This window comes from Polaromonas sp. JS666, from assembly GCF_000013865.1.
Classification (GTDB): Bacteria; Pseudomonadota; Gammaproteobacteria; order Burkholderiales; family Burkholderiaceae_C; genus Polaromonas.
In genome coordinates this window covers 25,107-48,943 of sequence record NC_007949.1, presented here as the reverse complement: position 1 = coordinate 48,943, position 23,837 = coordinate 25,107, and the positions used below count along the sequence as shown (strand labels likewise).

Annotated in this window: 14 protein-coding genes; 9 read left to right on the top strand and 5 right to left on the bottom strand. The window is 56.5% G+C overall.

All coding sequences use genetic code 11. The annotated features are described in order from the left end of the window. Positions 1–11 precede the first annotated feature (11 nt). From BPRO_RS24760 to BPRO_RS29840, 9 genes are all read left to right on the top strand, one after another. Entirely contained in the window at positions 12–1,424 is a 1,413-nt protein-coding gene (locus BPRO_RS24760; RefSeq protein WP_011485800.1) for a mannose-1-phosphate guanylyltransferase/mannose-6-phosphate isomerase, read from the top strand. Positions 1,425–1,603: 179 nt separating this feature from the next. Beyond that, entirely contained in the window at positions 1,604–2,350 is a 747-nt protein-coding gene (locus BPRO_RS24755; protein WP_049764303.1) for an ABC transporter permease, read from the top strand. 5 nt (positions 2,351–2,355) lie between these two features. Further along, positions 2,356–3,048 carry an ABC transporter ATP-binding protein gene (locus tag BPRO_RS24750; protein ID WP_011485798.1) on the top strand — a complete coding sequence of 231 codons (693 nt, stop codon included), beginning with the start codon at positions 2,356–2,358 and terminating at the stop codon, positions 3,046–3,048. Then, positions 3,038–4,204, top strand: a complete 1,167-nt coding sequence (locus BPRO_RS24745) for a chain-length determining protein (protein WP_232291601.1) — start codon at positions 3,038–3,040, stop codon at positions 4,202–4,204. The genes BPRO_RS24750 and BPRO_RS24745 overlap by 11 nt, the downstream gene beginning before the upstream one ends. A 3-nt stretch (positions 4,205–4,207) precedes the next feature. Then, positions 4,208–6,019, top strand: a complete 1,812-nt coding sequence (locus tag BPRO_RS24740) for a polysaccharide biosynthesis/export family protein (RefSeq protein WP_011485796.1) — start codon at positions 4,208–4,210, stop codon at positions 6,017–6,019. A gap of 39 nt (positions 6,020–6,058) precedes the next feature. Further along, positions 6,059–8,578 carry a polysaccharide pyruvyl transferase family protein gene (locus BPRO_RS24735; protein WP_232291607.1) on the top strand — a complete coding sequence of 840 codons (2,520 nt, stop codon included), beginning with the start codon at positions 6,059–6,061 and terminating at the stop codon, positions 8,576–8,578. Positions 8,579–8,607: 29 nt separating this feature from the next. Then, complete coding sequence (locus BPRO_RS24730; protein ID WP_041390378.1) at positions 8,608–9,912, top strand: glycosyltransferase family 4 protein; 1,305 nt, start codon at positions 8,608–8,610, stop codon at positions 9,910–9,912. 104 nt (positions 9,913–10,016) lie between these two features. Continuing rightward, positions 10,017–11,177: a GSCFA domain-containing protein gene (locus BPRO_RS24725; RefSeq protein ID WP_011485793.1), complete on the top strand. Its 1,161-nt coding sequence runs from the start codon at positions 10,017–10,019 to the stop codon at positions 11,175–11,177. 31 nt (positions 11,178–11,208) lie between these two features. After that, positions 11,209–12,333, top strand: a complete 1,125-nt coding sequence (locus BPRO_RS29840; protein ID WP_157045995.1) for a hypothetical protein — start codon at positions 11,209–11,211, stop codon at positions 12,331–12,333. A 256-nt stretch (positions 12,334–12,589) separates the two neighbouring features. On the opposite strand, the gene BPRO_RS30975 is transcribed toward BPRO_RS29840, so the two are convergent. The 5 genes from BPRO_RS30975 to BPRO_RS30615 all read right to left on the bottom strand — a co-directional run bounded on the left by BPRO_RS30975 (position 12,590) and on the right by BPRO_RS30615 (position 23,804). Beyond that, the gene (locus tag BPRO_RS30975) at positions 12,590–12,853 is read right to left on the bottom strand and encodes a tetratricopeptide repeat protein (RefSeq protein ID WP_011485791.1); all 264 of its coding nucleotides are present in this window, start codon (positions 12,851–12,853) and stop codon (positions 12,590–12,592) included. 196 nt (positions 12,854–13,049) lie between these two features. After that, on the bottom strand, positions 13,050–14,936 hold the full coding sequence (locus BPRO_RS28170) for a polysaccharide pyruvyl transferase family protein (protein ID WP_049764302.1): 1,887 nt from the start codon (positions 14,934–14,936) through the stop codon (positions 13,050–13,052). Further along, entirely contained in the window at positions 14,920–16,395 is a 1,476-nt protein-coding gene (locus BPRO_RS29835; RefSeq protein WP_049764301.1) for a class I SAM-dependent methyltransferase, read from the bottom strand. The genes BPRO_RS28170 and BPRO_RS29835 overlap by 17 nt, the downstream gene beginning before the upstream one ends. A gap of 218 nt (positions 16,396–16,613) precedes the next feature. Beyond that, positions 16,614–17,453: a glycoside hydrolase family protein gene (locus tag BPRO_RS24695; protein ID WP_011485788.1), complete on the bottom strand. Its 840-nt coding sequence runs from the start codon at positions 17,451–17,453 to the stop codon at positions 16,614–16,616. A gap of 57 nt (positions 17,454–17,510) precedes the next feature. Next, entirely contained in the window at positions 17,511–23,804 is a 6,294-nt protein-coding gene (locus BPRO_RS30615) for a calcium-binding protein (RefSeq protein WP_011485787.1), read from the bottom strand. Positions 23,805–23,837 lie beyond the last annotated feature (33 nt).

Here is a 23,837-nt window from a genome sequence, read left to right as displayed (position 1 = left end):
TTGAGTTTCCCATGCTTATTCCTGTCATTCTCTGCGGCGGCGCCGGCTCCCGGCTCTGGCCTGTGTCGCGCGAGTTGCACCCCAAACCCTTCATGCGCCTGGCGGACGGGCAGAGCCTGCTGCAAAAAGCCTTTCAGCGTGGCGCCCACTTGCCTGGGGTCAAGGAAATCCTGACGGTGACCAACCGCGAACTCTTCTTCAAGACAGAAGACGAGTATCGCCCGGTCAATCCACGAGGCTTGCTTACCAGTTTTTTGCTTGAACCATTCGGTCGCAACACCGCCGCCGCCGTTGCCGCCGCAGCCTTGCAGGTGCAGCGCACTCATGGAGACGGTGCTGTGCTGCTGGTGCTGCCCGCCGATCATCTGATCGCCGACCAAGCGGCCTTTGCCGATGCCGTGGTTCAGGCAAGGGCCTTGGCCGAGCAGGGCCGTGTTGTGACCTTTGGCATCAGGCCTGAAGGCCCAGAGACAGGCTTTGGCTATATCGAGGCCGAGGGCCACGACGTCAAGCGCTTTGTCGAGAAGCCCGACCTCGAAACCGCCCGTCAATATCTGGCCAGCGGCCGCTATTGGTGGAATTCGGGCATGTTCTGCTTTACTGCAGGGGCGATGCTTGCCGAACTGGAGCAGCACTGCCCGCGAATTCTGGCTGCCGCGCGAAAGTGTCTTGAGCAGTCGCGCACCGCCACTGGCAAGGGCCTGCAGCAGACCGAGCTCGACGCAGAAAGTTTTGCAGAGGTGCCTGACGACTCAATTGATTACGCCGTCATGGAGAAAACCCGGCGCATCTCCATGGTGCCCTGCGCATTGGGCTGGAGCGATATCGGGTCATGGACAGCCGTGGGTGAACTGTCGGAGGCCGACGGGTGCGGCAACCGGGTGCAGGGCCACGCGCTGATGCACGACACAACAGACTGCTACATTCAAAGCCAAGACCGGTTGGTAGGTACTGTGGGGGTGGCTGATCTCATCATCATCGACACCCCTGACGCCTTGCTGGTCGCTAACCGCCACTCCAGCCAGAACGTCAAACAGATTTACGCGCAACTCAAAACACTCGGGCACGATGCGCACAAAGTGCACCGTACCGTGCACCGCCCTTGGGGTACCTATACCGTGCTCGAAGAAGGGCCGCAATTCAAGATTAAGCGTATTGAGGTAAAGCCTGGTGCGGCTCTCAGCCTGCAAATGCACCACCACCGAAGCGAGCATTGGATTGTTGTGAGCGGAACGGCCAGCATTGTTAACGGCGAGCAAGACATCTTGCTGCTGACCAACCAGTCCACCTACATTCCCGCCGGCCATAAACATCGCCTCATTAATCCCGGTGTGATTGATCTGGTGATGATCGAAGTGCAGAGCGGTGCGTACCTTGGCGAGGACGATATAGTGAGATTCGAAGATGACTACGGACGCGTTTAACCCCGTTAAAGAATGAATTGGGTAGCTAAAAAATATGCAGGGACGGCCATTTGTCGTTCCTTGTCTGCAAAACCTACAGCGATGTCACGAAGACAATGTAATCATTATTTTCGGGGGCATATTTGAACTCGCCTATTCGCCCTCTTGATCATCGGAGTGGGCTACAAGTTACGTTAGCCGTGTGGCACGCGCTCTTCATCCGTGAGATATTGAGCCGTCTTTTGACGCAGCGTGCAGCCTGGTTTTGGTTGCTGGTGGACCCTTTGGCGCACGTTGTTTTTGCAATGGTCCTGTTCTCCACTATCCGGGAACGCAATGTTTCAGGCGTAGAGTTCGCGTTGTTTCTGGCGATCGGGGTGATGGGCTTTAAACAATTTACGGGTACGGCCTTGCGCAGTGCCCAGGCTGTTTCGGCCAATACGGCGCTGCTCGCCTACAGGCAGGTTCTGCCTGTAGACACAGTACTCGTGCGCGCCGTGGTTGAGGGCCTGCTGTTGGCATTCGTGACCTTTGTTCTGCTCACAGGCGCATCGCTGTTCGGGTTTCACGTTTTGCCTGATGACCCGCTGAAGCTCATTGAAGCGTACGGAATGCTTTGGCTGATGGGCGCGGGCTTGGGGCTGATCCTGTCCGTCGTTAATACCCTCTCTCCCGAGGTTGGAAAGGTCGTCGGGCTGGCGTTCACGCCACTCTATTTTTTGTCCGGCGTACTTTTTTCACCAGTCAACATTCCTCCGAAGTTTCGGGAGGTTCTTTTGTACAACCCGATTGTTCACGGGCTTGAGCTGGCGCGGAGTGCCTTTTTCCCGGGCTATCACCTCGTCGAAGGCGTGAGCGCCGGTTATCTCGCATGGTGGACAGCGGGAGCTTTGTTGACGGGACTTGTGCTGCAACGCCGTTTTGAAGACCGTCTTGGAGTCCGATAAGCACCATGATCGAATTCAAAAATGTTTCCAAACGATACCAGTCGCGCAGGGGTGTCGGGCCGTGGGTTCTTCAAGACGTTTCACTCATGCTTCCGGCTAAACGCAATATAGGCGTGATCGGTACGCTGGGTGCTGGAAAAACTACGTTCTTAAACTTGATCGGCGGAATGGACAAGCCCAGCCGGGGTGTCATCATCCGAAACTCTACTGTTTCCTGGCTGGTAGGCAAAGGCACAGGACTCCAGGGCAGCATGACCGGTCGCCAGAATGCAATTTTTGTTTGCAGGCTTTTTTGCCATGTGGATGAGCATCGCGAGCGGCTGGCATTTATCGAAAGCTTTTCCGAGCTCGGTGATGCGTTTAACGGTCCCGTCGGGTCCTACTCAGGCGGCATGCGCGCTAAATTGCAAATGGCACTTTCCCTGGCGTTTGACTTTGACATTTATATTTCAGACGGTACGACGGCGGCTGGACTGGGAGAATTTCGCAAAAAAGCAGCAGCCAAATTCATCGAGAAAACAAACAAAGGCGGGCTGATTCTGGCATCGAATGGCATTGCCACACTGAAAAAGCACTGCGAGAGTTGCATCTGGCTTGACGATGGTGGGGCCAAATGGTACGAAAAAATCGACGACGCCCTCAGGGATTTCAAGGAAGTTGGAAACAAAATGGACACGACAGTGGTTAATGATGAGTGAAGTGCCGTCGGACGTAGGACTTGGCCCCCAAAACTTTTTTAGTCGTCTGCCATCTCTGGCTTGGTCGGGTTGGAAGCGCTCGTCGGGTCGCCGAAGCTTGCTGGCCGCGTTGTTAGTTTTTTTGGTTGCCGCGTTTTATTGGGGATTGATTGCTTCAGACCGCTATATCAGCGAAGCGCATGTAGTCGTCGACAAAACCGATCTGCAAAGCAGCACAACCGTCGATTTCAGCAGCCTGATCACCGGAGGGCGCAACAATCATGATCTCCTTCTTCTTCGGGATCATTTGCGTTCCGTAGATATGTTGAACAAGCTCCATGGGCGCCTCAATTTGCGTGCGCATTACAGCGACAGGCAAAGAGATCCGCTTTCCCGGCTCTGGTCGGCTGACGCATCCCAGGAAAGGTTTTACCAGCACTACCTGAGCCGGACCAGCATCGAGATGGACGATCAGGCCGGTGTCCTGGTCATTCGCGCCCAAGCCTACGACGCTGCGACTGCGCAAAAAATCGCGGCTGCCTTGATGCAGGAAGGCGAAGCATTTCTGAACAACATGGCCCACCAGTTGGCCAGAGAGCAGGTGATTTTTCTGGAGCAACAGGTCGCTCAAAGCAGCCAAAGAGCCGTCGTATCACGCAGGGCGCTCATCAACTACCAGAACTCAACTGGCATGATCTCGCCCGCGTCAAAGGCGGAGAGCCTGACCGCCATTGCCGCCCGCTTTGAAGGGCAAATATCTGATCTCAAGGCACGCAGGGCTGGCATGCTCGGCTATCTCAGTCCAGATGCCCCGGATGTTGCGCAAATCAATCTCCAGATCGCTGCACTCGAGCGTCAGGCGGCACTGGATCAAGGTCGATTGGCCTCGCCTGCTGGCAATACATTGAATCGAAACATCGAGGAATTCCAGCGTCTTGAGGCGGAAGTTGCTTTTGCACAAGATGTTTACAGGACGTCGCTCGTCGCGCTTGAAAGAGGTCGTCTCGAAGCAGTACGCATGCTTAAAAAGCTGTCGATCCTGCAATCTCCCACTTTGGCCGAATACCCGGTTGAACCGCAGAGAATCTATAACATTCTGATTGTTGCGATAGGCCTGCTCATGCTGCTTGGAATCTCCAGTCTTTTCATCGCCATCATTCGAGATCACCAGGACTAAGCTATGAAGACGCGATCACGTATTGTTTTGTTGCGGTCACTCATTCCGCAGTTTTGCGTCGGGCTGGCCTTTGCTTTGTCGGCTTCGGTGTTTGCACAATTCGCCTCCCCCGCCGCATCGCAACAACCGCAGCCTCCGGCGACCGTCGCACCGCAACAGCCGTTGCGTACAGAGTCGTCCACAACACCCCAGGCGACGTCGCAATCCCCATCAGCGCAGCCTTCCATGCTGCGGCCGCCGGGCTATACAACCGAACAGGGTGGCGCAGCGCAGGCTCCGCAGGCCCAGGACTATCGGGCCAACCAGGCGAGCGATGTTTTTGGCACCCAGTTATTTACCGGCGCATTTGCCTATCAAGGGTCGTCGTACTTCAACCCCGACTATCTTGTTGCGGCGGGAGACACACTCCAGGTTCGTCTTTGGGGAGCCTTTGAATTTGATGCCCAGCTCCCGGTCGATCCCCAAGGCAATATTTTTTTGCCACATGTTGGCCCGGTTCAGGTTCGGGGCGTTCGAAATGCCGATCTCCAGCGTGTTGTTGACTCGGCTGTCCGGAGAATATTCCGCGCCAACGTCAACAGTTATGCAAGCCTTGTGGCCGCCCAGCCGGTAAGGGTCTTTGTTGGTGGCAATGTTTATCGTCCCGGTCTGTATGCAGGCACCAGCATGGATAGCCTGCTACGTTATCTTGACCAAGCTGGCGGCATCGATCCCGAGCGCGGCTCATTTCTAGCTGTGGAGGTGAGGCGGGGCAACCAGTTACGCGTCGCGGTCAATCTTTACGACTTCCTTCTAGAAGGCCGTTTGCCAATGATCCAGCTCAGCGATGGCGACGTAATTTTTGTCCAATCGCGCCAAGCGACGATTAAAGTTAACGGGCTCGCGGAAAACGCAAAACGTTTTGAGTTCGCACGCGCGTCAGGAAGAAATATCAAGGTGTCCGAGCTAATTGCACTCTCAAAGCCGCGCGCGTTTGCGACCCATGTGCGGGTAGTACGCAACAGCGGTAATTCGAAGAACACCGAATACTTCCCGATCGAGACAGCCAGCGGCGTGATGCTTGAGAATGGTGACGAAATCGAATTTACCGCAGATAAAAAGCAGGGCACCATCAGCGTGCGCGTCGAGGGTGAACATTTGAGTCCGCAGGAGTATGTGCTGCCTTATGGCACGCGCCTGGGAGGCTTGATGAGCCAGATCAAATTAAACGAGAGATCGGAGAGTGAGAGTGTTCAGCTGTTCCGCCTTTCGGTCAAGGAACGGCAGCGCCAGATGCTGGCCACCTCGCTGCGCAGTCTCGAGGCCGCATTGTTGACGGCTCGTAGTGGTAGCAGCGATGAGGCAAAACTGCGCAAAGATGAAGCTGAACTTACCCTGCAGTGGGTGGACAGGGCAAAAAAGATCGATCCGCTTGGGCAGGTAGTTATAGCGCAGACCAGCAAGCGCGATGAACTGTTATTGGAGAATGGCGATATTGTTCGTGTTCCAACCCGAGACGGCCTCGTATTGATCAGCGGTGAAGTGCTGTTCCCGAATGCCATCGCCTACGAATCAGGTCTCAATCTCAGTGGTTATATTGATCGTGCTGGTGGTTACACGCAGACCGCAGATAACTCAAGAATCGTAATCGCAAGGACCGACGGTAGTTATGAGCAAGTCGATAGTAAGAAAGTACCAGAGAGCTTATTTGTGCATGCCGGCGACCAGGTTCTGGTGCTGCCAAAGGTGGATGAAAAGCAGCGCCAATTCTGGAAGGACATGATGCAGATCATCTTCCAGACAGCGCTAAGTGCCAAAGTGGTGCTTGGGCTGTAGTAGGCATGGGTATTCCTCCACAGAAGTGCCTTGGTTGTCGTGACTCCTAAAATGCCGGTCGACTCTTTCTGGACAGACGCAATCAACGTGCTCGAATCGGTGCGAGGCGAAGGCACAGTCGTCCTGGGCTCGGCCGGGCTCGAGGCTTTTGTTACCGAGCTTTGGCCGCTTGAATTCAGCTGGGCGATGGAAGGCCAGGCATTTTTTTTCTGCGCATCCAAGGACGATATCCACCGGCTCGCGCCCTGGCTGTTCAGCGCACCTGGGCCGTCCTATTGGTGGGCCAACGAAGTTTTTGTGATCGGCTCTGTCGGGCATCAACTGCCAGTGAGACTGCCGACGCCAGCAAGCGAATTGCACTTGCAATCCTGGTGGCACCTGGTCGCAGCGCGCAAACTCGGATGCGTGACAAGCCGCATCCACGCAATATCGTGGCGTACAGCCCCTCCGGCGGTCAATCAGCGCACCGTGACACTGAAGATTCTTGTCGTCGGCGCGTCGCGCATGGGTAATGTCGGTGACGACCTGTTGGCGGACCGCCTGGGGGACTTGCTGGAGCAGACGGGTATTGCTGATGTGGCTTTCGCCGACGCCGACATTGACCCGCTAGCCTGCAGTGGGTTCGACGTGATTGTTGCAGGGCCGGGCGGAATTGTTTATGCCGACCGTGAAGGGCGCGCCGAATACCGGAACCTGGTCAATTACCTCAAATTTGCGTTCATTGCTAAAGACCACGGTGCCGCGTTCTGGCTTGTCGGTGTTGGTGACCAGCAAGGTTTGCCCCTTGTGAAAATGCCTGTGGCTGTCAGCACCTTCTGGCTGGCCGCTCTACGACTTTGCCAGCTTGCCACGACGCGGGATCTGGGCACCGCTGATTTGTTGAGATCCAGTGGCGTGCAGCGCGTCGTCGCGGCGCAGGACCTGGTCTTTGATCTCTGGAAGCTGGCCTCCGTGGTTCCCGCTCCGGTGCAAGCCGGCGCTATGCGCGTTGCTTTGTGCGGCGAATGGTACGACTATGAGCGGCTGAAACAGTTGTCTGACCTGTTGTGCCGCGACTCTGGCGTTGAGATGACCGGCGGCTATGACTTCCAGGTGCTAATTTTTTCGGACGACGATGTTTCCCACACATCTCGTTTGCGGACGGAACTCGATCTGGCCGGACATTCCGTGTCTATCCTGGACTGTCGGGACAAATCGATCGAGCGTCTCTGCTATATGCTCAAGGGCTACAACCTGCTGATCACCACGCGCTTTCATGCGATGGTGTTGGCCATGCTCTGTCGGGTCCCTTTTGTTGTCGCAGACCGGCGCAACGGAAAAAAACATCGCCTTGCTCAATCGCTTACCTCTGACCGGTCGTTTTGCCTGATCGATGACGCGACAGACCCGCATGAAACAGAAGGTCCACTCATGCTGATGAGCGCAATGGCGCAGCAGCGAGCGGGTTATGTTGCATCGCCTGAAGCCGTGCGGCAACTTGCCCAGCTGGCGGCACTTCATCAAAACGTTGTGACGGAGACATTAAATCAATTGCACCAGAGAAAAATGACGAATACGGAGCATCTTCCCGCCCCCCCCTCCGAACTGATCGAACTTATCGACGGGCAGGCGCAAGTGCGCCTGTGCTGGGCTGCATCGTCACCCGAGAGCCACGGCTTTGCCAATCTTGGCGACTCGCTGAGCGCCGTGGTGGTCGGTGCGCTGTCTGGCCTGCCGGTTCAGCACACAAATTTTGATGCGCCAGGTGAAAAACTCGTCGCCGTCGGCAGCATTGCGCATACGATCAAGGGCGGCAAGGCGGTTATGTGGGGACCAGGTGTTTCGATTCGTGGCGGTGCGCTGGCCGATCATGTCAAGGTCACCGAGTACGACGTCCGTGCGCTACGCGGACCGATCAGCGCCTCTCACCTTGCTGGATTCGGTGTTTCCGTTCCGGAATGTTACGGCGATCCTGTTTGGCTGTTGCCGTCGATTTTTGACGAGCCGATCGAGAAGAAATACGAACTGGGCGTAATACCTCACATCCAGGATATCGACGGGTTTAGCCCTGATTCGCCGCCCAAGGCCGACTCGATGCGCTACATCGTTCCGCCGGAATGGAGTGATCGCGTGAAGGTGATCAACACCTGGCATGAGCCAACCTGGCAGGGCATAGTCGCGAAACTCCGGTTGATTCTCTCGTGCAAAAGAATCCTGTCCCAAAGCTTCCACGGCGTCGTGATCGGCGAGACCTACAGGATTCCAGCCGTGAACTTTCGGCATATTCCGGGCAAACCGACAGGCTTGATAAAGATATCAACCGAAGCCGAATGCGCGACCGATCCGCGCATCTACGAGTTTTATAAAGCAGCCGGTGTGAAGTCATTTCTGACTTACACGCAGCGCCGCGACAGCGCCAGCGATTGGGGCAGCATCATCGAATCCATAGACAGGGAATGGCAACCGATCAATGGTGTTGACCTGCAGCCGTTGATCGATGCATTTCCCTTGCCGCTTGCTTACGACCCGCTTCGCGAAGCATGTCCCAATCTCGAGCCTGTCCGCGCCATTAAATTTTGAATATGACAAGAAATACAAAACCCCGAATCATGATCGACGGGATGAACCTGAGTCTTGAAAAAGGCACGGGGGTGGCGACCTATGCGCGAAACCTTTCGTATTCTCTGGGTGCATTGAACTATGACGTTGGTGTCCTGTACGGTGGGCGAGTTAATCCGTGGACCGAAAAAATGATTCAGGAGATCTCTTTTTTCGATACCCGTGCCTATGCGGAAACCCGCTTGCTTGCGTTGCGCAGGGCCATGAACTCCATCTTCAACCCGTTTTCGGAGCTTGCCAGTGAAATTCCGATGAGCGGAGTGGTGGTTTACGACGGACTCAAGTCGAAAATGCCGCATTACGACACGCTGTGGAATTCACTCGATCTGTTTAAGAAAGCGAACTCCAAGTTCTCCTTGCTCAAAATGATGACGCAGGTCAAAAGCGCGCAGCCGCCGGATATCTTTCACTGGACTTATCCGATACCGGTGAAGATGAACGGCACAAAAAATATCTACACCCTGCACGACCTGGTGCCGCTCAGGCTGCCTTACACCACGCTCGACAACAAGCGCCGCTACTACCAGCTCGTCAAAAAGATTTGCAAGTCGGCAGACCACATCGTGACTGTTTCGGAGACGTCCAAAAGGGATATCGTCAACCTGCTCGGTGTCGATGAAAGCCGCATTACCAATACCTATCAGGCCGTCACGATTCCGGACAAATACAAGAACAAGCCGGTTGATATTGTCCGCAACGAGGTGGAGGGAACATTTGGCCTGCAATACAAAAACTACCTGCTTTTCTTCGGCTCGATTGAACCTAAAAAGAATATTGGCCGGATGATCGAGGCTTATCTCGGCAGCGGTGTCGAGACCCAGTTGGTGATTGTTGGCGCGCAGGCCTGGAAATCCGAAGAGGAGCTGCGCCTGCTGTATGACGATCACATCCGGTCGCTTGTAAAGGTCGGCGCTGAAACCCGGGTTAGACGGCGTGTGGTCCAACTTGAATACGCGCCTTTCCCGTTGTTGGTCAGCCTGATCCGCGGCGCAAAGGCCGTTCTTTTCCCGTCAATTTACGAGGGATTTGGTTTGCCCGTCCTCGAGTCTATGTTGCTGGGAACGCCGGTGGTGAGTTCCAACGTCAGTTCGATTCCTGAAGTCACCGAGGACGCGGCCTTGCTGATTGACCCGTACGATACGCGCGCCATGGCGGAAGCGATTCGTGCGATCGATAGCAACGAGGGATTGAGGGATGAATTAGTTGCCAAGGGGTTGCGGCAGGCTCAGAAATTCAATGAAGCCGCATATGAAAAACGGCTTGGTGCTTTATACAAGCAGTTGATGGTGCGTTGACGCGTAGATTGGCGAATTCAAACTTCTCATTTTCAACCAACACGGTCCAGACTAGGCTTGACAAGCCTACCGTTTTTGGCGTCTCTCTAAGTAAGGAGTATTTTGTGGCAACTATTTTGATCGAGCAGGACGGCCAAATTCGTAAGACCAGCGCGACTTTCTTTCGCGGTAAAACAACTAATTTCTATCCTACCGACCGGTCTCTTGACACGGATCGTGCTGTGGCAAGGTATATGACTCATGGCTGGATGCCCAAGGAGGCGTTTGTGGATAAGGCAACACCCCTGGTTGCCTTCGGCTCCTGTTTTGCCTCCAATATCAGTAACTATTTGCACAAGCGGGGCTATAACGTTTTGACCAAGCGCGAGGGCCGCTCATACGTCACCAGCATGGGCGATGGGATTGTCAACACGTTTGCCATTCTCCAGCAGTTCAAGTGGGCTTGGCTGAATTACGTGCCGGAAGGCACTTTTTGGCATGGCTATGAGGCTGAAGAGTTTGGCTATGACGAGGAAATCCGACTCGAAACCAAAGCTCTTTTTGACGAAGCCGATGTTTTTGTCATCACCTTAGGATTGTCGGAGATATGGTACGACGAACCCACGGGTGAGGTGTTCTGGCGGGCAGTGCCACAAGACAGATACGACGCTGAGCGTCATAAATTTCGGATTTCCACCGTCGAAGAAAACAAGCGCAACCTCTTGGAGATACATAGCCTGATCAGGCGGTTTCGGCCGGACGCCAAAATTGTGATCACCGTGTCGCCGATTCCGCTAACTGCCACATTTCGTCCTGAAACCTGCATTGCCGCCAATGCGGTGTCGAAAGCGGTCTTGCGGGTGGCTGTTGACGAAGTGATGCGTGAAGTGCAACCGACGGATTCCAATATTTATTACTTTCCAAGTTATGACGTTGTGATGTATGCCTTTGACAACCAGTGGACAGAGGACCGTCGCCATGTTTACCCTCATGTGCTCGATTTCAACATGAAAGTGTTCGAGACACATTTTTGCCAATCCAAAATGGATGCGTCGGCGCTCGAAAAAGCGTACAAGCGCGCTCTGGAGCTCGACAGGAAAGTGGCGCGCGGAGGCCATGAGGCCGTATCTCACCCGCAGGGGCTGACACCTATCGATGCCATCAAAAAAACTGCGGCGCGTAAGTTAACCAAGGATGAGCGTCTTGCGGATCGCGTTGCCAAGCGCGTCGCGGAGAGGATCGCTGCGCGGCGCCGAACCAAATTGGCCGCCATTGAAAACGAGTGAGTGCAATCGCTGAAATAGTGGCCTACCGATCATGAGGTATTCCTCAACAGCTGTTCTCGTTCTTGCTGCCACAAGCGCATTGGCGCAGGATCGATCTGCGCAGTCACCGCCGATCCTTGATTTCATGATCATGAATGTCTGTGTTGACAGCCAGGACCGCCCGCTTGCGGGCATTTTTCCCGGCAATGCGTCGTGTACTCGACAGCGCGATATCAGGGCGGGCGAAGTTTCTCCGTATTCGCTGCACAATCACGTTGGCCTGGGCAAGGGTTGTGACGCCCGCCTTGGCAACGTGGCAAAAGAAAATTTGCCCGTCGTGATCAACAAGGTGACGCGCATTATCAGCAGTTATGACAAGGGACGTGCACCCGAATGCGGGAAAGAAGGCGTAGCTTCCCAGCGCTTCGGTGATTTCGATGCTCAGCAAGAGGGGGCATCGATTCAATGGGTCGATAACCAGTATGCGTTCATCCTCGGAAGCTGGAGCCCGGTAACCGAAGCGCACTGGGTAACACCTCTTTGTCGCAACCACCTCAATGATTCGCGGCGCTTCTTCAGAGGCTGGATCATTGGCAGTGCCGATGGTAAGGCCGGCTATGTAACTGCAGAGTCAAAGCTTGTACTTTCGACCCCAAAAGACGGCGTAGGCGCATGCCCTAGTCGCTTCAATCGTTCATTCACCTACTGGTTTCCATCTGAGATGAAGTTTACCAATGGGATGAGTCTGGGCGCTATTGTGTCCAGCCACTATTCCCGTGCGTCTGTCTCCGGACTAAGCCCGGGCAAAGCGGAACAGGTTGAACGGACGTATTGGACTCGGGAATTTGGCTTTGTAAGATGGGAGAAATGGGCACGAAAAGATTGGATACATCCGCGGAACAAGAAGCCGGCAACTGATATGGCGAGCAATCTGCGAAATTCCGGCAGATGCTCGCCACCCGCGACGTTACCCGTTCGGGTCAACGGCGAGTTTGAAGTGCGCAGCGTACGCTCCAATCAGGATATCTACCTCGAACAACAACGCATAGAGAAGGGTGATTTTGAGGACTGGGTGATGACTGCGTGCAACGACTTCTCGAAGCCGGTCGCTCGACCGAACGGTCAAGCTGCTGTGGACTGGGGCACCACACTTAATCGTGCGTACTGGCGTGAATGATGCTCACGTGTAGCGGAATCCCCGGCGGATTGACGCACGGGTCCCGTCCTCCATCACGCGGGGGATCATCGGCGCTGACAGGATATACCGCATTAAGCACTTAGGCTGGTGCTGGAAAATTTCAAGAAGTTCGGGAGTCTTTGCTTGGGTGCCAAGATCGACCAAGACTCCGCCCGCGTTGATCGCCACTCCCATTTCATTGATGGCCTATCAAAAATTGGCAGAAACCCCCCCAACGGATCCAACAGAAAGCGCTTCAGCCGATCAAGTCTGATCGGAGGACGGAGCTCGATAGTCGCTCCTCCAACTTGACGATGAGTCGCTTTAAAGAGTCATCTTCACGCGACAACGCCAGTGCTTTACGGCACGCATCCAGGGCTCCTTCATACTGCTTGATGTCGTTCAGGCAATTCGCTTTGAGCTTCCAGGCTGGAGCACTGTCCGGCTTCGCAGCCAAAACCGTATCGACGGTTGAGAGCGCCTGGTCGATCTTATTCTCCCTACGCAGGCATCGCGCCAATGCAAGACCCGAGGTGATCCAACTGGGCTTGATTTGAGGCGCATTTAAAAAAGCATTCTGATAAACGAGTACGGCTTCCGGTAGCTATCAAGCTTTGCCAAAAGCTGATTCAAGGCCGAAATATCGCCCAGGAGCCTGAGCGACAGGTTCGTCAATAGTGATTCCCTGTCTCACCTGCAAGACCGCGAAATTCACCCTACGGAATTGTTGCCGCATCTGTGGAAGCCCGCCGGCTGACCGTCAGCTTGTTGTCTAGCGGTGTCAACATGTGTTGGCGGGCCGCTTCGCAGTCACGCCAAGGGTAGACTATCTCGAATGGCGCTGCTGCACTTAACGCCTCAAGATCGATTTGCCGAATCGGCAAGCGCTGCGCCTCAGACACCAATTCCACACCAACGACACTTCCACGCGGTAGCGCGAGCGGGGGCTCCTGGTCCATACCGACCGAAAGCATGTAGTCGTAAAACTTGGTGCCGTCGCCAGGCAGGCCTGCCAAAGAATCAGGCACCTCGCACCAACGTGCCGGAATACCGTAGGCGTGGCTCACAATCAGGCCATGCAGAGAGGTGGTCAAAATGCATTCGCACTCGTGCAGTTCGTCGATGAACTGTTCGATACCCTCGTACCCAGAGCGAATGACCGAGATTATTTTGACCCCTTCGCCAACGCCTAGATCTTCGTCATTGGCAAAGTGGCGGATAAGCCCGAGCTTGTAGCGTCGCGCTGCTGGATTAGGCTGATACAAACGCGGCAGAAACCAGGCCACGTCGCCGTATACCTCTGGGCATGTACCGCCAGACTCAAGTGCCAGCTGCCGCGTCAAAGGTCCGCGCACCGCACGGTAGTCCGCCTTTGGATTGAGGCGGTCGCTCATTCGGGGTGTTCCTGATCCCCAAACGGCAGTGCCTTCAACCGCGAACTTGATGATGGAGCCGATGGCGAGCATGCCCTTTCCCTTGGGAACAAGGCGCGGTGGCTTGCCGCTCAGTTTCTCGACGATGTAGGGGTTGAGGATATCGCCGAAGTTGCCTGGGTATGGCGACTCCATCCACCAGAGTGCCGGGCGTTGTGCTGATTGCAATTGAGTAGCTGATGCTCGCTGCTCAAGTCCGATGCGCAGCAGTCTGCTTTGTGCCCACGCAATGTCTTGCGCCGATCCGCGGGCCACCAGGTCGCGCACAAGCTCGTTTGCGCGCTCGACGTTGCCTGCTTCAAGCTCGGAATCTGCCAGAAAACGTCGAGCGTGATTTACTCCGCTATTGCCTCCTTGGAAACGCCGAAGAAACAGCAAAGCAGCCTTAAGCTTTCCCTCGCGGCGGAGCAGGCGCGCCATGCGGTACGCGAGTGCTTCATCGGTGGGATCAATGTGGAACGCCTTGCGCAGCATCTGCAGCGCCTCCATCGGTTTTTTGGCCTTACCCAGCTCCAGTGCTTCTCTGAGAAACACCGCCTTGCGTCGCGTCGGTGTGTAGAGGTCAACGTCGTGTTGCTGGGCCTTGCCCTTGAACTCGGCTACGTTACCACTTCGGCCAAAATAGAATGTTTGTTCTCCGAGGGCGGGCCAGTCGAAGCTAATGGTCGCAGGTGGGAGCAGAAATAACGAAAGTTGGTCCTCGAATTTTTCCCAGGCCTCCTGCAGGAAGTAATCGTCAGTTCCCGGCACCGTGCTTTCCTCTTCAAGCCGAGCCATCAGCTCTACGAAGGCGCAAGCGCGAGGTGTGTGGTTGAAAAGGAGTATTGACGGCTGAAAGAAGCGCGCGAAAGACATGGGGTCGAAGCCCTTGATGTATTTGAATCCGCGTAAATACCCAGCCATGTCGCAGCGCAAGCCTTCGAGGAAGTCGGGCCGCTGTAACAGGCGACAGTCAACATCTATCCACAGCAGCGGACGCTTGTGCTTGCGCTGCATCGCCAAGTAGAAGGGTACCTTCTTGCGGCATAGATCCAGCCAGGTTTCTTCGGGCTTCTTCTCCAGTTCCACGATGTCACAGTCAAGGCCAAACTTCTCACAGTCGGCTCGCAGATTGTCAGCAGCGTCGTAATAGTACCTGTCGCCGCTGTAAAAACTAATCACGATCGGCATGTTGGAATTTGTAGGCATCAGTAATTATATGTAATTGTTGTTGCGTCAGCCCTACGCGGGGCAGCCCTCTCAGCACGCCGACGCGAGTGTCGATTTCAAAACTCATTACCGATGGGGATTGCGCTAGCCGTCGCCAATAATCGTACATTTGTGACGAGAACCTGATGTCGTCGATCAACACCCACGAGTCGTCTCGTAGTAACGGCAATGCCAGCGAAATTTGGCGCGACACCGCCTCGGGGGTGTGGATGGCATCAATCGAGAGGATATCCACCGCACTGCAGGGTATTGTGCCGTAAGCATTCTCTTCAAAGGTGCCCTGCACGGTCTGGCCTCGAGCCGAGACGAAACTGTAATTTTGGGCGGCCACGCCGTGCCATAGCAGGTTGGGCTCGAAAGAGATGAAACGGCCCGCGCCCATTTCATCAAGAGCGCTGAGCCAATACATGCCTGACACCCCGAATCCCGAACCAATTTCCACAACCAGCCCGGGTACCACCATTCGCGCCAATGCAGCCTCAAAAGTGGCTGCGCGACTACTAACCCGTATGTCGTTGGGCAGGCGTCGCCGACTTGATGACTTGAGGTCGCGGGTCTTATAGCCCGACCATATATCGCTCGCGCCAAGGCGTTGTGTACGCGCTGCGAGATGGTTAATCAAGGGGGCGAAGCGTGGCGGTTGACGGCCCTTGGACAAGGCGTCGATGCGATTGGCTAGCGAAACATCCGGTCCACGTTGAATCCAGTGCAGGGTTACCCGATGCTGATTTGATGTCAATGGCGCTACCGTTTTATCATGCATCATGAGTTCACGTACCTGGCTGAAAAGCTGCGCGGCTGTCTTGTCATCACCAAGCTGCTCGGTTGCCATAGCCAGTTCCAGCAGGAGATTTGTCGCGTCAGGCGTCGATTTCAACTCTCGCTGTAAAAGTCCAACCAGCGATTGCCAGTTGGCCTCTCTCACCAGCAGTCGGCGCAACGACGCTATGTCGGTCTGATCGAAAACTTCGATCTGCGCAACCTGTACGAGAAACTGTGTAGCTTCCTCCAAAAGTGCGCGTTTCTTGAGCCATGCTAGATGGTGTCCTACCAAACTAAACTTCGACGGATTGGATGCGATCTGAATAAGTCGCAGGTCGGACAGTAGCCAGCCAACTTCCCACTGAATCGCCTTACGTCGCAATTTTTCGTGAAATGCTGGCGATCTGCGCGCGCTGGCCAGCAGCGGCTTTACTAAATGGTGATCGGCCACAAGCGCGCCCGCCGCATGAGCGGCATCTAGCCATTGGTTAAGCGCACTCGGGCTGTATCCACTTGCCGACAGCGTCTCTTCTATGCGATCCAGGAGGGGTGCCTCAGACTCAATGCAAGCACGATCTATCTCTTCGCTCCGCTTCGGAAAACAGCGCTCATCCTGGGTAAGACGATCATCGTGCGGTGATTTTATTATTTTTGCCATGTCTCACTTTACACACAGAGGAGCTGGCACCACCGGTAAATATTCAAGATGTGTTAACTCTACAGGCGAACGAATTTTTCTGGAAATCACCTGACTTGCCAACGGAGTTCGTACATCGTACCCAGCTCGCCAAAGTTCAAACAGAACTTGGCATCGGTGCTTCCAGAATCAGTCAGTGCCACTCTACCGCGGTACGAGTTCTAGTGAAACAATGCATTTCATGGCTCACGCACATTGCCGCACCCTTCAGATGCGCCGAAAGCCGCGTAGGCTTGGCCCACCGTAGTCAAACGTCCGCTAGAGTCGAATAGCAGCGACGGTCGCAACGACTCTTTGGTCGTATCCGCTACAAGCCATGCATAGCGTTGGACGTATTCGCGGTTTTCGAGTTCGGGTAGAACCTCTTCGATGAAGCGAACGACGTCTACCTGCGTGAAGCGGTTTGTAGACCCATATTTGCTGGAGTGCCAGTCTGCAACAGCAAACTCGGTAATCCACATCGGTAAGCCATATAAAGCATGCAGTTTGTCGAGGAAGGCTAGGAACTTCTTGCTGTCGGGCGCACCGTACCAGTGCACAGGTAGCACGTCGAGACGGGTCCCTGCGTCTTTAGCACGCGTCATGAACTCGCGCATCCAGGGATCGAAAGGCCTACCCGCCGCGGGTGCACTGATACGCTCCGTGAATTGCAATAGGTCTGGCCACTCCTGCAAAACCTCATCGACTGTGCGGTTGGACTGCCGAGCGAAGTCAGGCTCGTTGTAGACAAGTAGCATAGGTGACCATTCGGGCTGCGTTTGCTTCAAAGTGGCGAGTTGTCCGCGCTTCCCCCAGTACATGGGGACGAAGCAATGGCGCGACGACAGCGAACTTGGCCGTAGTGTCCAGTTGTAGTACCAGCCTACGTGCAGACTCGCCAACTTGATCCCACTCCGATCCGTGACCTGGCCGATAGCCACTCCTTTCTTTGGGCCTGCTTGAGCCAATCCGCAAGCCACAGTAATGACAAGCACTAATGTCCAAAACAACGCCCGTGTCGGTCGCTTATGGGCGACCATATGCTTTGATTCGAATCTCATTGGGGAATCAATTGCATCTCGTTGAGGCTGGTTTGATCAAAGGATCAGGTCAGCTGAAACAATAGCAGGCGCTCCGACGAGTTGAATGGCGAATTCTGCATCTGCGTCTGCATCGACGCTGCCGTAGACCATGCCGGCGGCGGCATCATAACGCACTTGCCCGGCAGCGGAAAAATTGGCAGTGCCAATAAAGCTGAAGGCTTGATTGCCTGCCAGTGCCGTATTGGCATCCAGCGTGGACAGGTCAATCTTGTCTCCTGCGGCAGCGCTGAAGTCGCTGATGCTGTCCCAGGTCAGTGACGTAATGCCCGTTTCGGCCAAGGCGTTGAAGTCAAAGGTGTCTGCTCCGCTACCGCCGGACACACTGTCCTGACCCGCCCCGCCGAGCAGTCGATCATTCCCGCCGCCTCCGCTCAGTGTGTCGTTTCCGCTAGAGCCGTTCAGGGTATCGTTGCCCTCGCCCCCATCAAGCATGTTGGCCACGCTGCTGCCGGTCAGCAGATCGTTGAAAGCCGAGCCAATCAGGTTCTCTATGCGCAGAATGGTGTCATTGCCTTCGCCTCCGCTGGCGGTCTTGGTGGACAGGCTCGCGTTGACAGCAGCGGATGCCGCCGCGTAGGTCAGGGTGTCAATGCCAACCCCGCCTTCGATCACGTTGTCGGCAGAGTTGCCTTGCAGGGTGTCGTTGTAGTTGGAGCCGGTCAGGTTTTCGATATTGAGCAGCGTGTCGCTGCCGGAGTTGCCGGTTGCCTGGGCCGATGCGATGGCCAGGCTGACATTGACTCCGCCACTAGTGAACCCATAGTTGGCGGTATCAATGCCATCGCCACCGTCGAGAGTGTTGTTGCCGGCACCGGCAAACAGCACATTGTCCAGTTCATTGCCGGTTGCGTTGACGTTGCCAGTGGTGTTGATGCGCAGGTTTTCGACGTTGGCAGTGAGGGCGTAACTGATGGCGGCAAAAACGATGTCGGTGCCACTCAGGGCATCCGAGCCGGTCTCGATGACGATGTCGCCGACATTTTCGACGTAGAACTGGTCGGAGCCGCTGCCACCAATCAGGGTGTCAGCGCCTGTGCCGCCATTGAGGCTGTCGGCACCTCCCGCGCCTTCGAGTCGGTTGGCCAGCGTGTTGCCGATCAGGCTGTCGGCGTAGTTCGAGCCGATGATGTTCTCGAAGTTGGTGACGCTGTCGTTGCCGGAGCCACCGGTCGCAGTGCGGCTGGTGAGGCTGGCAGTAACACCGGCACCACTGTAAGCGTAGGAAACGGTATCGTTACCCGTACTGCCATCCAGAATGTTGTCTCCTGCTGAGGCCAAAATCAGATTGGCCAGGTTGTTGCCCGTGCCGTTGCCGCCTACTGCAGCCGTAAGACGCAGATTCTCCTGGTTAACGCCCAGCACGTAATCCACGCTGCTCACGATGGTGTCCGTTCCAGCCGACGCGTCTTCGATGACCACGTCGCCCAGGTTGTCTATGGTGTACTGGTCATCACCAGCACCCCCTAGCAGGGTGTCGGCGCCAGTGCCGCCATTCAAGCTGTCATTCCCAGCGCCGCCTTCAATACGGTTGGCAGATGTGTTGCCTGTGAGCGTGTCGTTATAGGCGCTGCCGATGAGGTTCTCGATCCCTGACAGTGTGTCGTTACCTGAGCCGCCGCTTGCACTCCCGGTGCCGCTGATGCTTACCACCACAGCGCCGCTGGCATCTGCGTAGGTGGCCGTATCAATGCCAGCGCCGCCAACCAGGCTATCGTTGCCGAAGCCACCGATTAGTGTGTCGTTGCCATTGCCACCATCGAGGGTGTCGTTGCCGCCGAGACCTTCCAGCCGGTTATCTGCTGCGCTGCCAGTGATTGAGTCATTAAAGTCGCGTGAACCGCGCACGTTCTCGATGTTGAGTAGCGTATCTGTTCCGCCGTAACCATCATCGCTGGCGGTGTTGTTGGCCAGGTTGACCGTTACCCCGGCCCTGGAGTTTTGATAGTCCGCCCGGTCAACGCCGCCCATGCCATTGATGGTGTCGTCGCCTTCGCGCCCCTCGAAAGATTCAAAGGCCGCCGTGTCGCTGCCTGTCAGCGAGTCGTTGAAAGCGGAGCCGCGTACGCCCTCAATATTGCGCAGCATGTCCGTGCCGCCCAGGCCGTCATTGGCAGAGCCGTCGGCGGTGTCATTGAGGGTTACGGTAACACCGGCCGTGCTGCTGGTGTAGTCGACTCGGTCGTAACCCTGGCCGCCATCGATGGTGTCGTTGCCAGCCTCGCCACGGAAAACTTCGCTCAGTCCATCACCGATCGTTACACCATTGGCAGCGTTACCACCGGTCAGAACGTCATCAAACGCCGAGCCACGCACACCTTCAATGTTGAGCAATGTGTCGGTGCCGACGCCCGCACCAGTGGCTGTGCCCGTGACCAGGTTGACCGTGACACCAGCGGTGGCACTGCCGTAGCGAACGATGTCAAAACCACCCCGACCGTCGATGGTGTCGTTGCCGGCTCGGCCTTCAAACTGCTCTGTAAGATCGGTTCGATCGGAGCCGAGCAAGGTGTCGTCAAAGTTGCTGCCGCGTACGTGGTTGAAATTGGCAAGGGTATCGCTACCGATATTGCTGCCTGCTGCACCAACGGCTGTGCCGGCGATGAAATCAACCGCGACGCCAGCGCCGGTGGCATTGTGGTAGGTAACGCGGTTGTCGTTGTCACCGTTAAGCGTATCGGTGATGGCACCGCCGTCAAGGATATCGTTGCCGGCACCGCCTTCAAACTGCTCGAAGATCAGCGCGGTGCTGCCGGTAATGGTGTCATTGAAGTTTGAGCCCCGTATCTGGTTGACGTTCATCAGGGTGTCGACTCCAACCGAAGCGTCACCAGTAGCTGCGCCGCTGCCAGTGCTGCCGTCGCCGGTAATGCCGGAGAGACTGATGTTGACGCCTGCCGTTGCAGAAACGTAGTCGACAAAGTTGTAATCGGTGCCATTGATGCGGTCCAGCACCAGGCCACCATCAATGAGGTCGTTGCCTGCGCCTCCAATCAGGGTGTCTGCGCCAGCACCACCCAGCAACGTGTCATCGCCCGCGCCGCCGTCGAGCGTGTCGTTGCCGTCGCCGCCATTGAGCGTGTCATTTCCACCCAGGCCTTCGAGCCTGTTATTGCCTGCGTCGCCAGTGATGCTATCGCTGAAGTCGGAGCCGCGCACGCCCTCAATATTGCGCAGCACGTCGGTGCCGCCCAGGCCGTCGCTGGCGCTGCCGTCGGCGGTGTCGTTGAGGGTGACGGTGACGCCGGACGTGCTGCTGTCGTAGTGAACCCGGTCGTAGCCCTGGCCGCCATCGATGGTGTCGTTGCCGGCGCCGCCGCGGAAGACTTCGAGGAGCCCGTCGGAGACGGTGACGCCGTTGGCGGCCAGGCCGCCCGTCAGGGAGTCGTTGAAGTCGGAGCCAATCAGACCTTCGACGTTGACGAAGGTGTCATTCCCCGCACCGGTGGCCGTGCCAGTCGCCAGGCTGGCGGTGACGCCAGCGACGCTGGAGGAGTTGAAGCGCACGAGGTCAAAGCCGCCGCGGCCGTCGATGCTGTCGTCACCCAGCCCGCCTTCAAACTGCTCGGTCAATGCCGTGGTGTTGCTGCCCAGCAAGGTGTCGTTGAAATTGGAGCCGCGCACCTGGTTGAAGTTGGCCAGGGTGTCGGTGCCGGAGTTTCCGGCCAAGGTGCTGTTGGTGGTGACGGCCGTGCCGGCCAGCAAATCGACAGTGACACCGGCCGTGGCGTTCTGGTAGGTCAAGCGGTTGACGTTGAGCGTGTCGGTGATGGCGCCGCCGTCAAGCGAGTCATTGCCGGCGCCGCCTTCAAACTGCTCGAAGTGCAAAGCGGAGTCGCCGGTGATGGTGTCGTTGCCGGAGCCGCCCCGAATTCGGTAGAAATTGGCAAAGGTGTCATTGCCGTCGGTGCTGCTGGAGGCCGTGCCGGCTGCGGTATTGATGGTGAGCGCACCGGTGGTGCCGTTGTAGCTCAGCGTGTTGTAGTCGCTGTAGTTGAGGGCATCGATCTGCAGGCCGCCGTCCAGGCTGTCGTCGCCCGCGCCGCCTGTGATGGTGTCTGCACCGGCATCGCCAAGCAGGGTGTCGTTGCCGGCCCGGCCGTCCAGGAAGTTGTTGGCATCGTCACCAGTGATGGTGTCGCCAAAGGCGGAGCCACCAACATTTTCGATGTTGCTCAACGTATCGGTGCCACCCCAGCTGTCTGTGGCTGTCCCAACTGCTAGGTTTACGAAAGCTCCTTGAATGCCGGAACCAGCGCTGTCAAACCCATCATCAAAGAAATCCACAAAATCGACGCCACCACCACCGTTGACGGTGTCGTTGCTACTTCCTCCAATAAAGTTGTCGTTCCCAACACCACCAGTCAGGCTGTCATTGCCTGCGCGCCCAAATACATAGCCACCGACAGAAGACAGCTGGATCACATCGTTGAAGTGGGAGCCGTGTAGGTTCTCAACATTGATGATTGTCTCGACTTGCCCTTCACCATTGTTTGAAACAACTCCGGTCGAAAGGTCAATCACTACCCCCGAAGCTGCATCCTCAAAGTACGCAAGGTCACTCCCGGTCCCGCCATCGATAAAATCATTCCCGCCCCCACCGACCAACCAATCATTGCCGGCACCACCTAGCAAGGTATCTGCGCCGGCACCACCTAGCAAGGAGTCATTTCCACCCAGGCCTTCGAGCTTGTTATTGCCCGAGTTGCCGATGATGATGTCATTGAAATCGGAGCCGCGCACGCCTTCAATACTGCGCAGCACGTCGGTGCCGCCCAGGCCGTCGCTGGCGCTGCCGTCGGCGGTGTCGTTGAGGGTGACGGTGACGCCGGACGTGCTGGTGTCGTAGTGAACCCGGTCGTAGCCCTGGCCACCGTCGATGGTGTCGTTGCCGGCGCCGCCGCGGAAGACTTCGAGGAGCCCGTCGGAGACGGTGACGCCGTTGGCGGCCAGGCCGCCCGTCAGGGAGTCGTTGAAATCGGAGCCAAACAGCCCCTCGACGTTGACGAAGGTGTCAGTCCCCGCACCGGTGGCCGCGCCATCCGCCAGGCTGGCGGTGACGCCAGAGGCAGAATTTACAAATCGCACGATGTCAAAGCCGCCGAGGCCATCGATGTAGTCGTCACCCAGCCCGCCTTCAAACTGCTCGGTCAACGCCGTGGTGTTGCTGCCCAGCAGGGTGTCGTTGAAACTGGAGCCGCGCACCTGGTTGAAGTTGGCCAGGGTGTCGGTGCCGGAGTTTCCGGCCAGGGTGCTGTTGGTGGTGACGGCTGTGCCGGCCAGCAAATCGACAGTGACGCCGGCCGTGGCGTTCTGGTAGGTCAAGCGGTTGACGTTGGTGCCGTTGAGCGTGTCGGTGATGGCGCCGCCGTCAAGCGAGTCATTGCCGGCGCCGCCTTCAAACTGCTCGAAGTGCAAAGCGGAGTCGCCGGTGATGGTGTCGTTGCCGGAGCCGCCCCGAATCCGGTAGAAGTTGACAAAGGTGTCATTGCCGTCGGTGCTGCTGGAGGCTGTGCCGGCTGCGGTGTTGATGGTGAGCGCGCTGGTGGTGCCGTTGTAGTTCAGCGTGTTGTAGTCGCTGAAGTTGATGGCATCGGTCTGCAGGCCGCCGTCCAGGCTGTCGTCGCCAGCGCCGCCTGTGATGACGTCTGCGCCGGCACCGCCGAGCAGGGTGTCGTTGCCGCCGCCACCGTTGAGCGTGTCGTCGCCGCCCTGGCCCTGAAGGACGTTGGCGTTGCTATCGCCCACAATGTTATCGCTGAAGTTTGTGCCGTTGATATTCTCAATGCCTGTAAGGGTGTCGCTGCCATCTCCACCCGTCACGACACCAGTGGCCAGGCTCGCATTGATTCCTGCCACTGCGTTGCTGTAGAAGTAGTCGGCTGTGTCGTTGCCGATACCGCCTGTCAGGCTGTCATTGCCGGCGCCGCCGGTGAGGTAGTCGTCCCCCGCGTCCCCGTCCAGAGTGTCGTCGCCTACCTCGCCACGCAGGGCATTGGAGTTCGCATCGCCTGTCAGGCTGTCATTAAAAGCCGATCCGAAAATATTTTCCAGACCGGTCAACGTATCGTTTCCGGAGCCTCCTATGGCGGCGCCGGTGGCCAGGTTAACGGTCACAGGGGCTATTGCGTCCGAATAATTTGCCCAGTCTTGGGTGCCGAGCCCCCCATCCAGACTGTCATTGCCCGCCCCGCCGATTAACGTGTCATTGCCAGCAAGGCCATTGATGGTGTCGTCACTCGCAGTACCTATCAGATCGTCGTTTCCGCTGGTGCCGTTGATTGTTGCCATGTGCCGTATCCTCAATCGTGAATTGAAAAATGC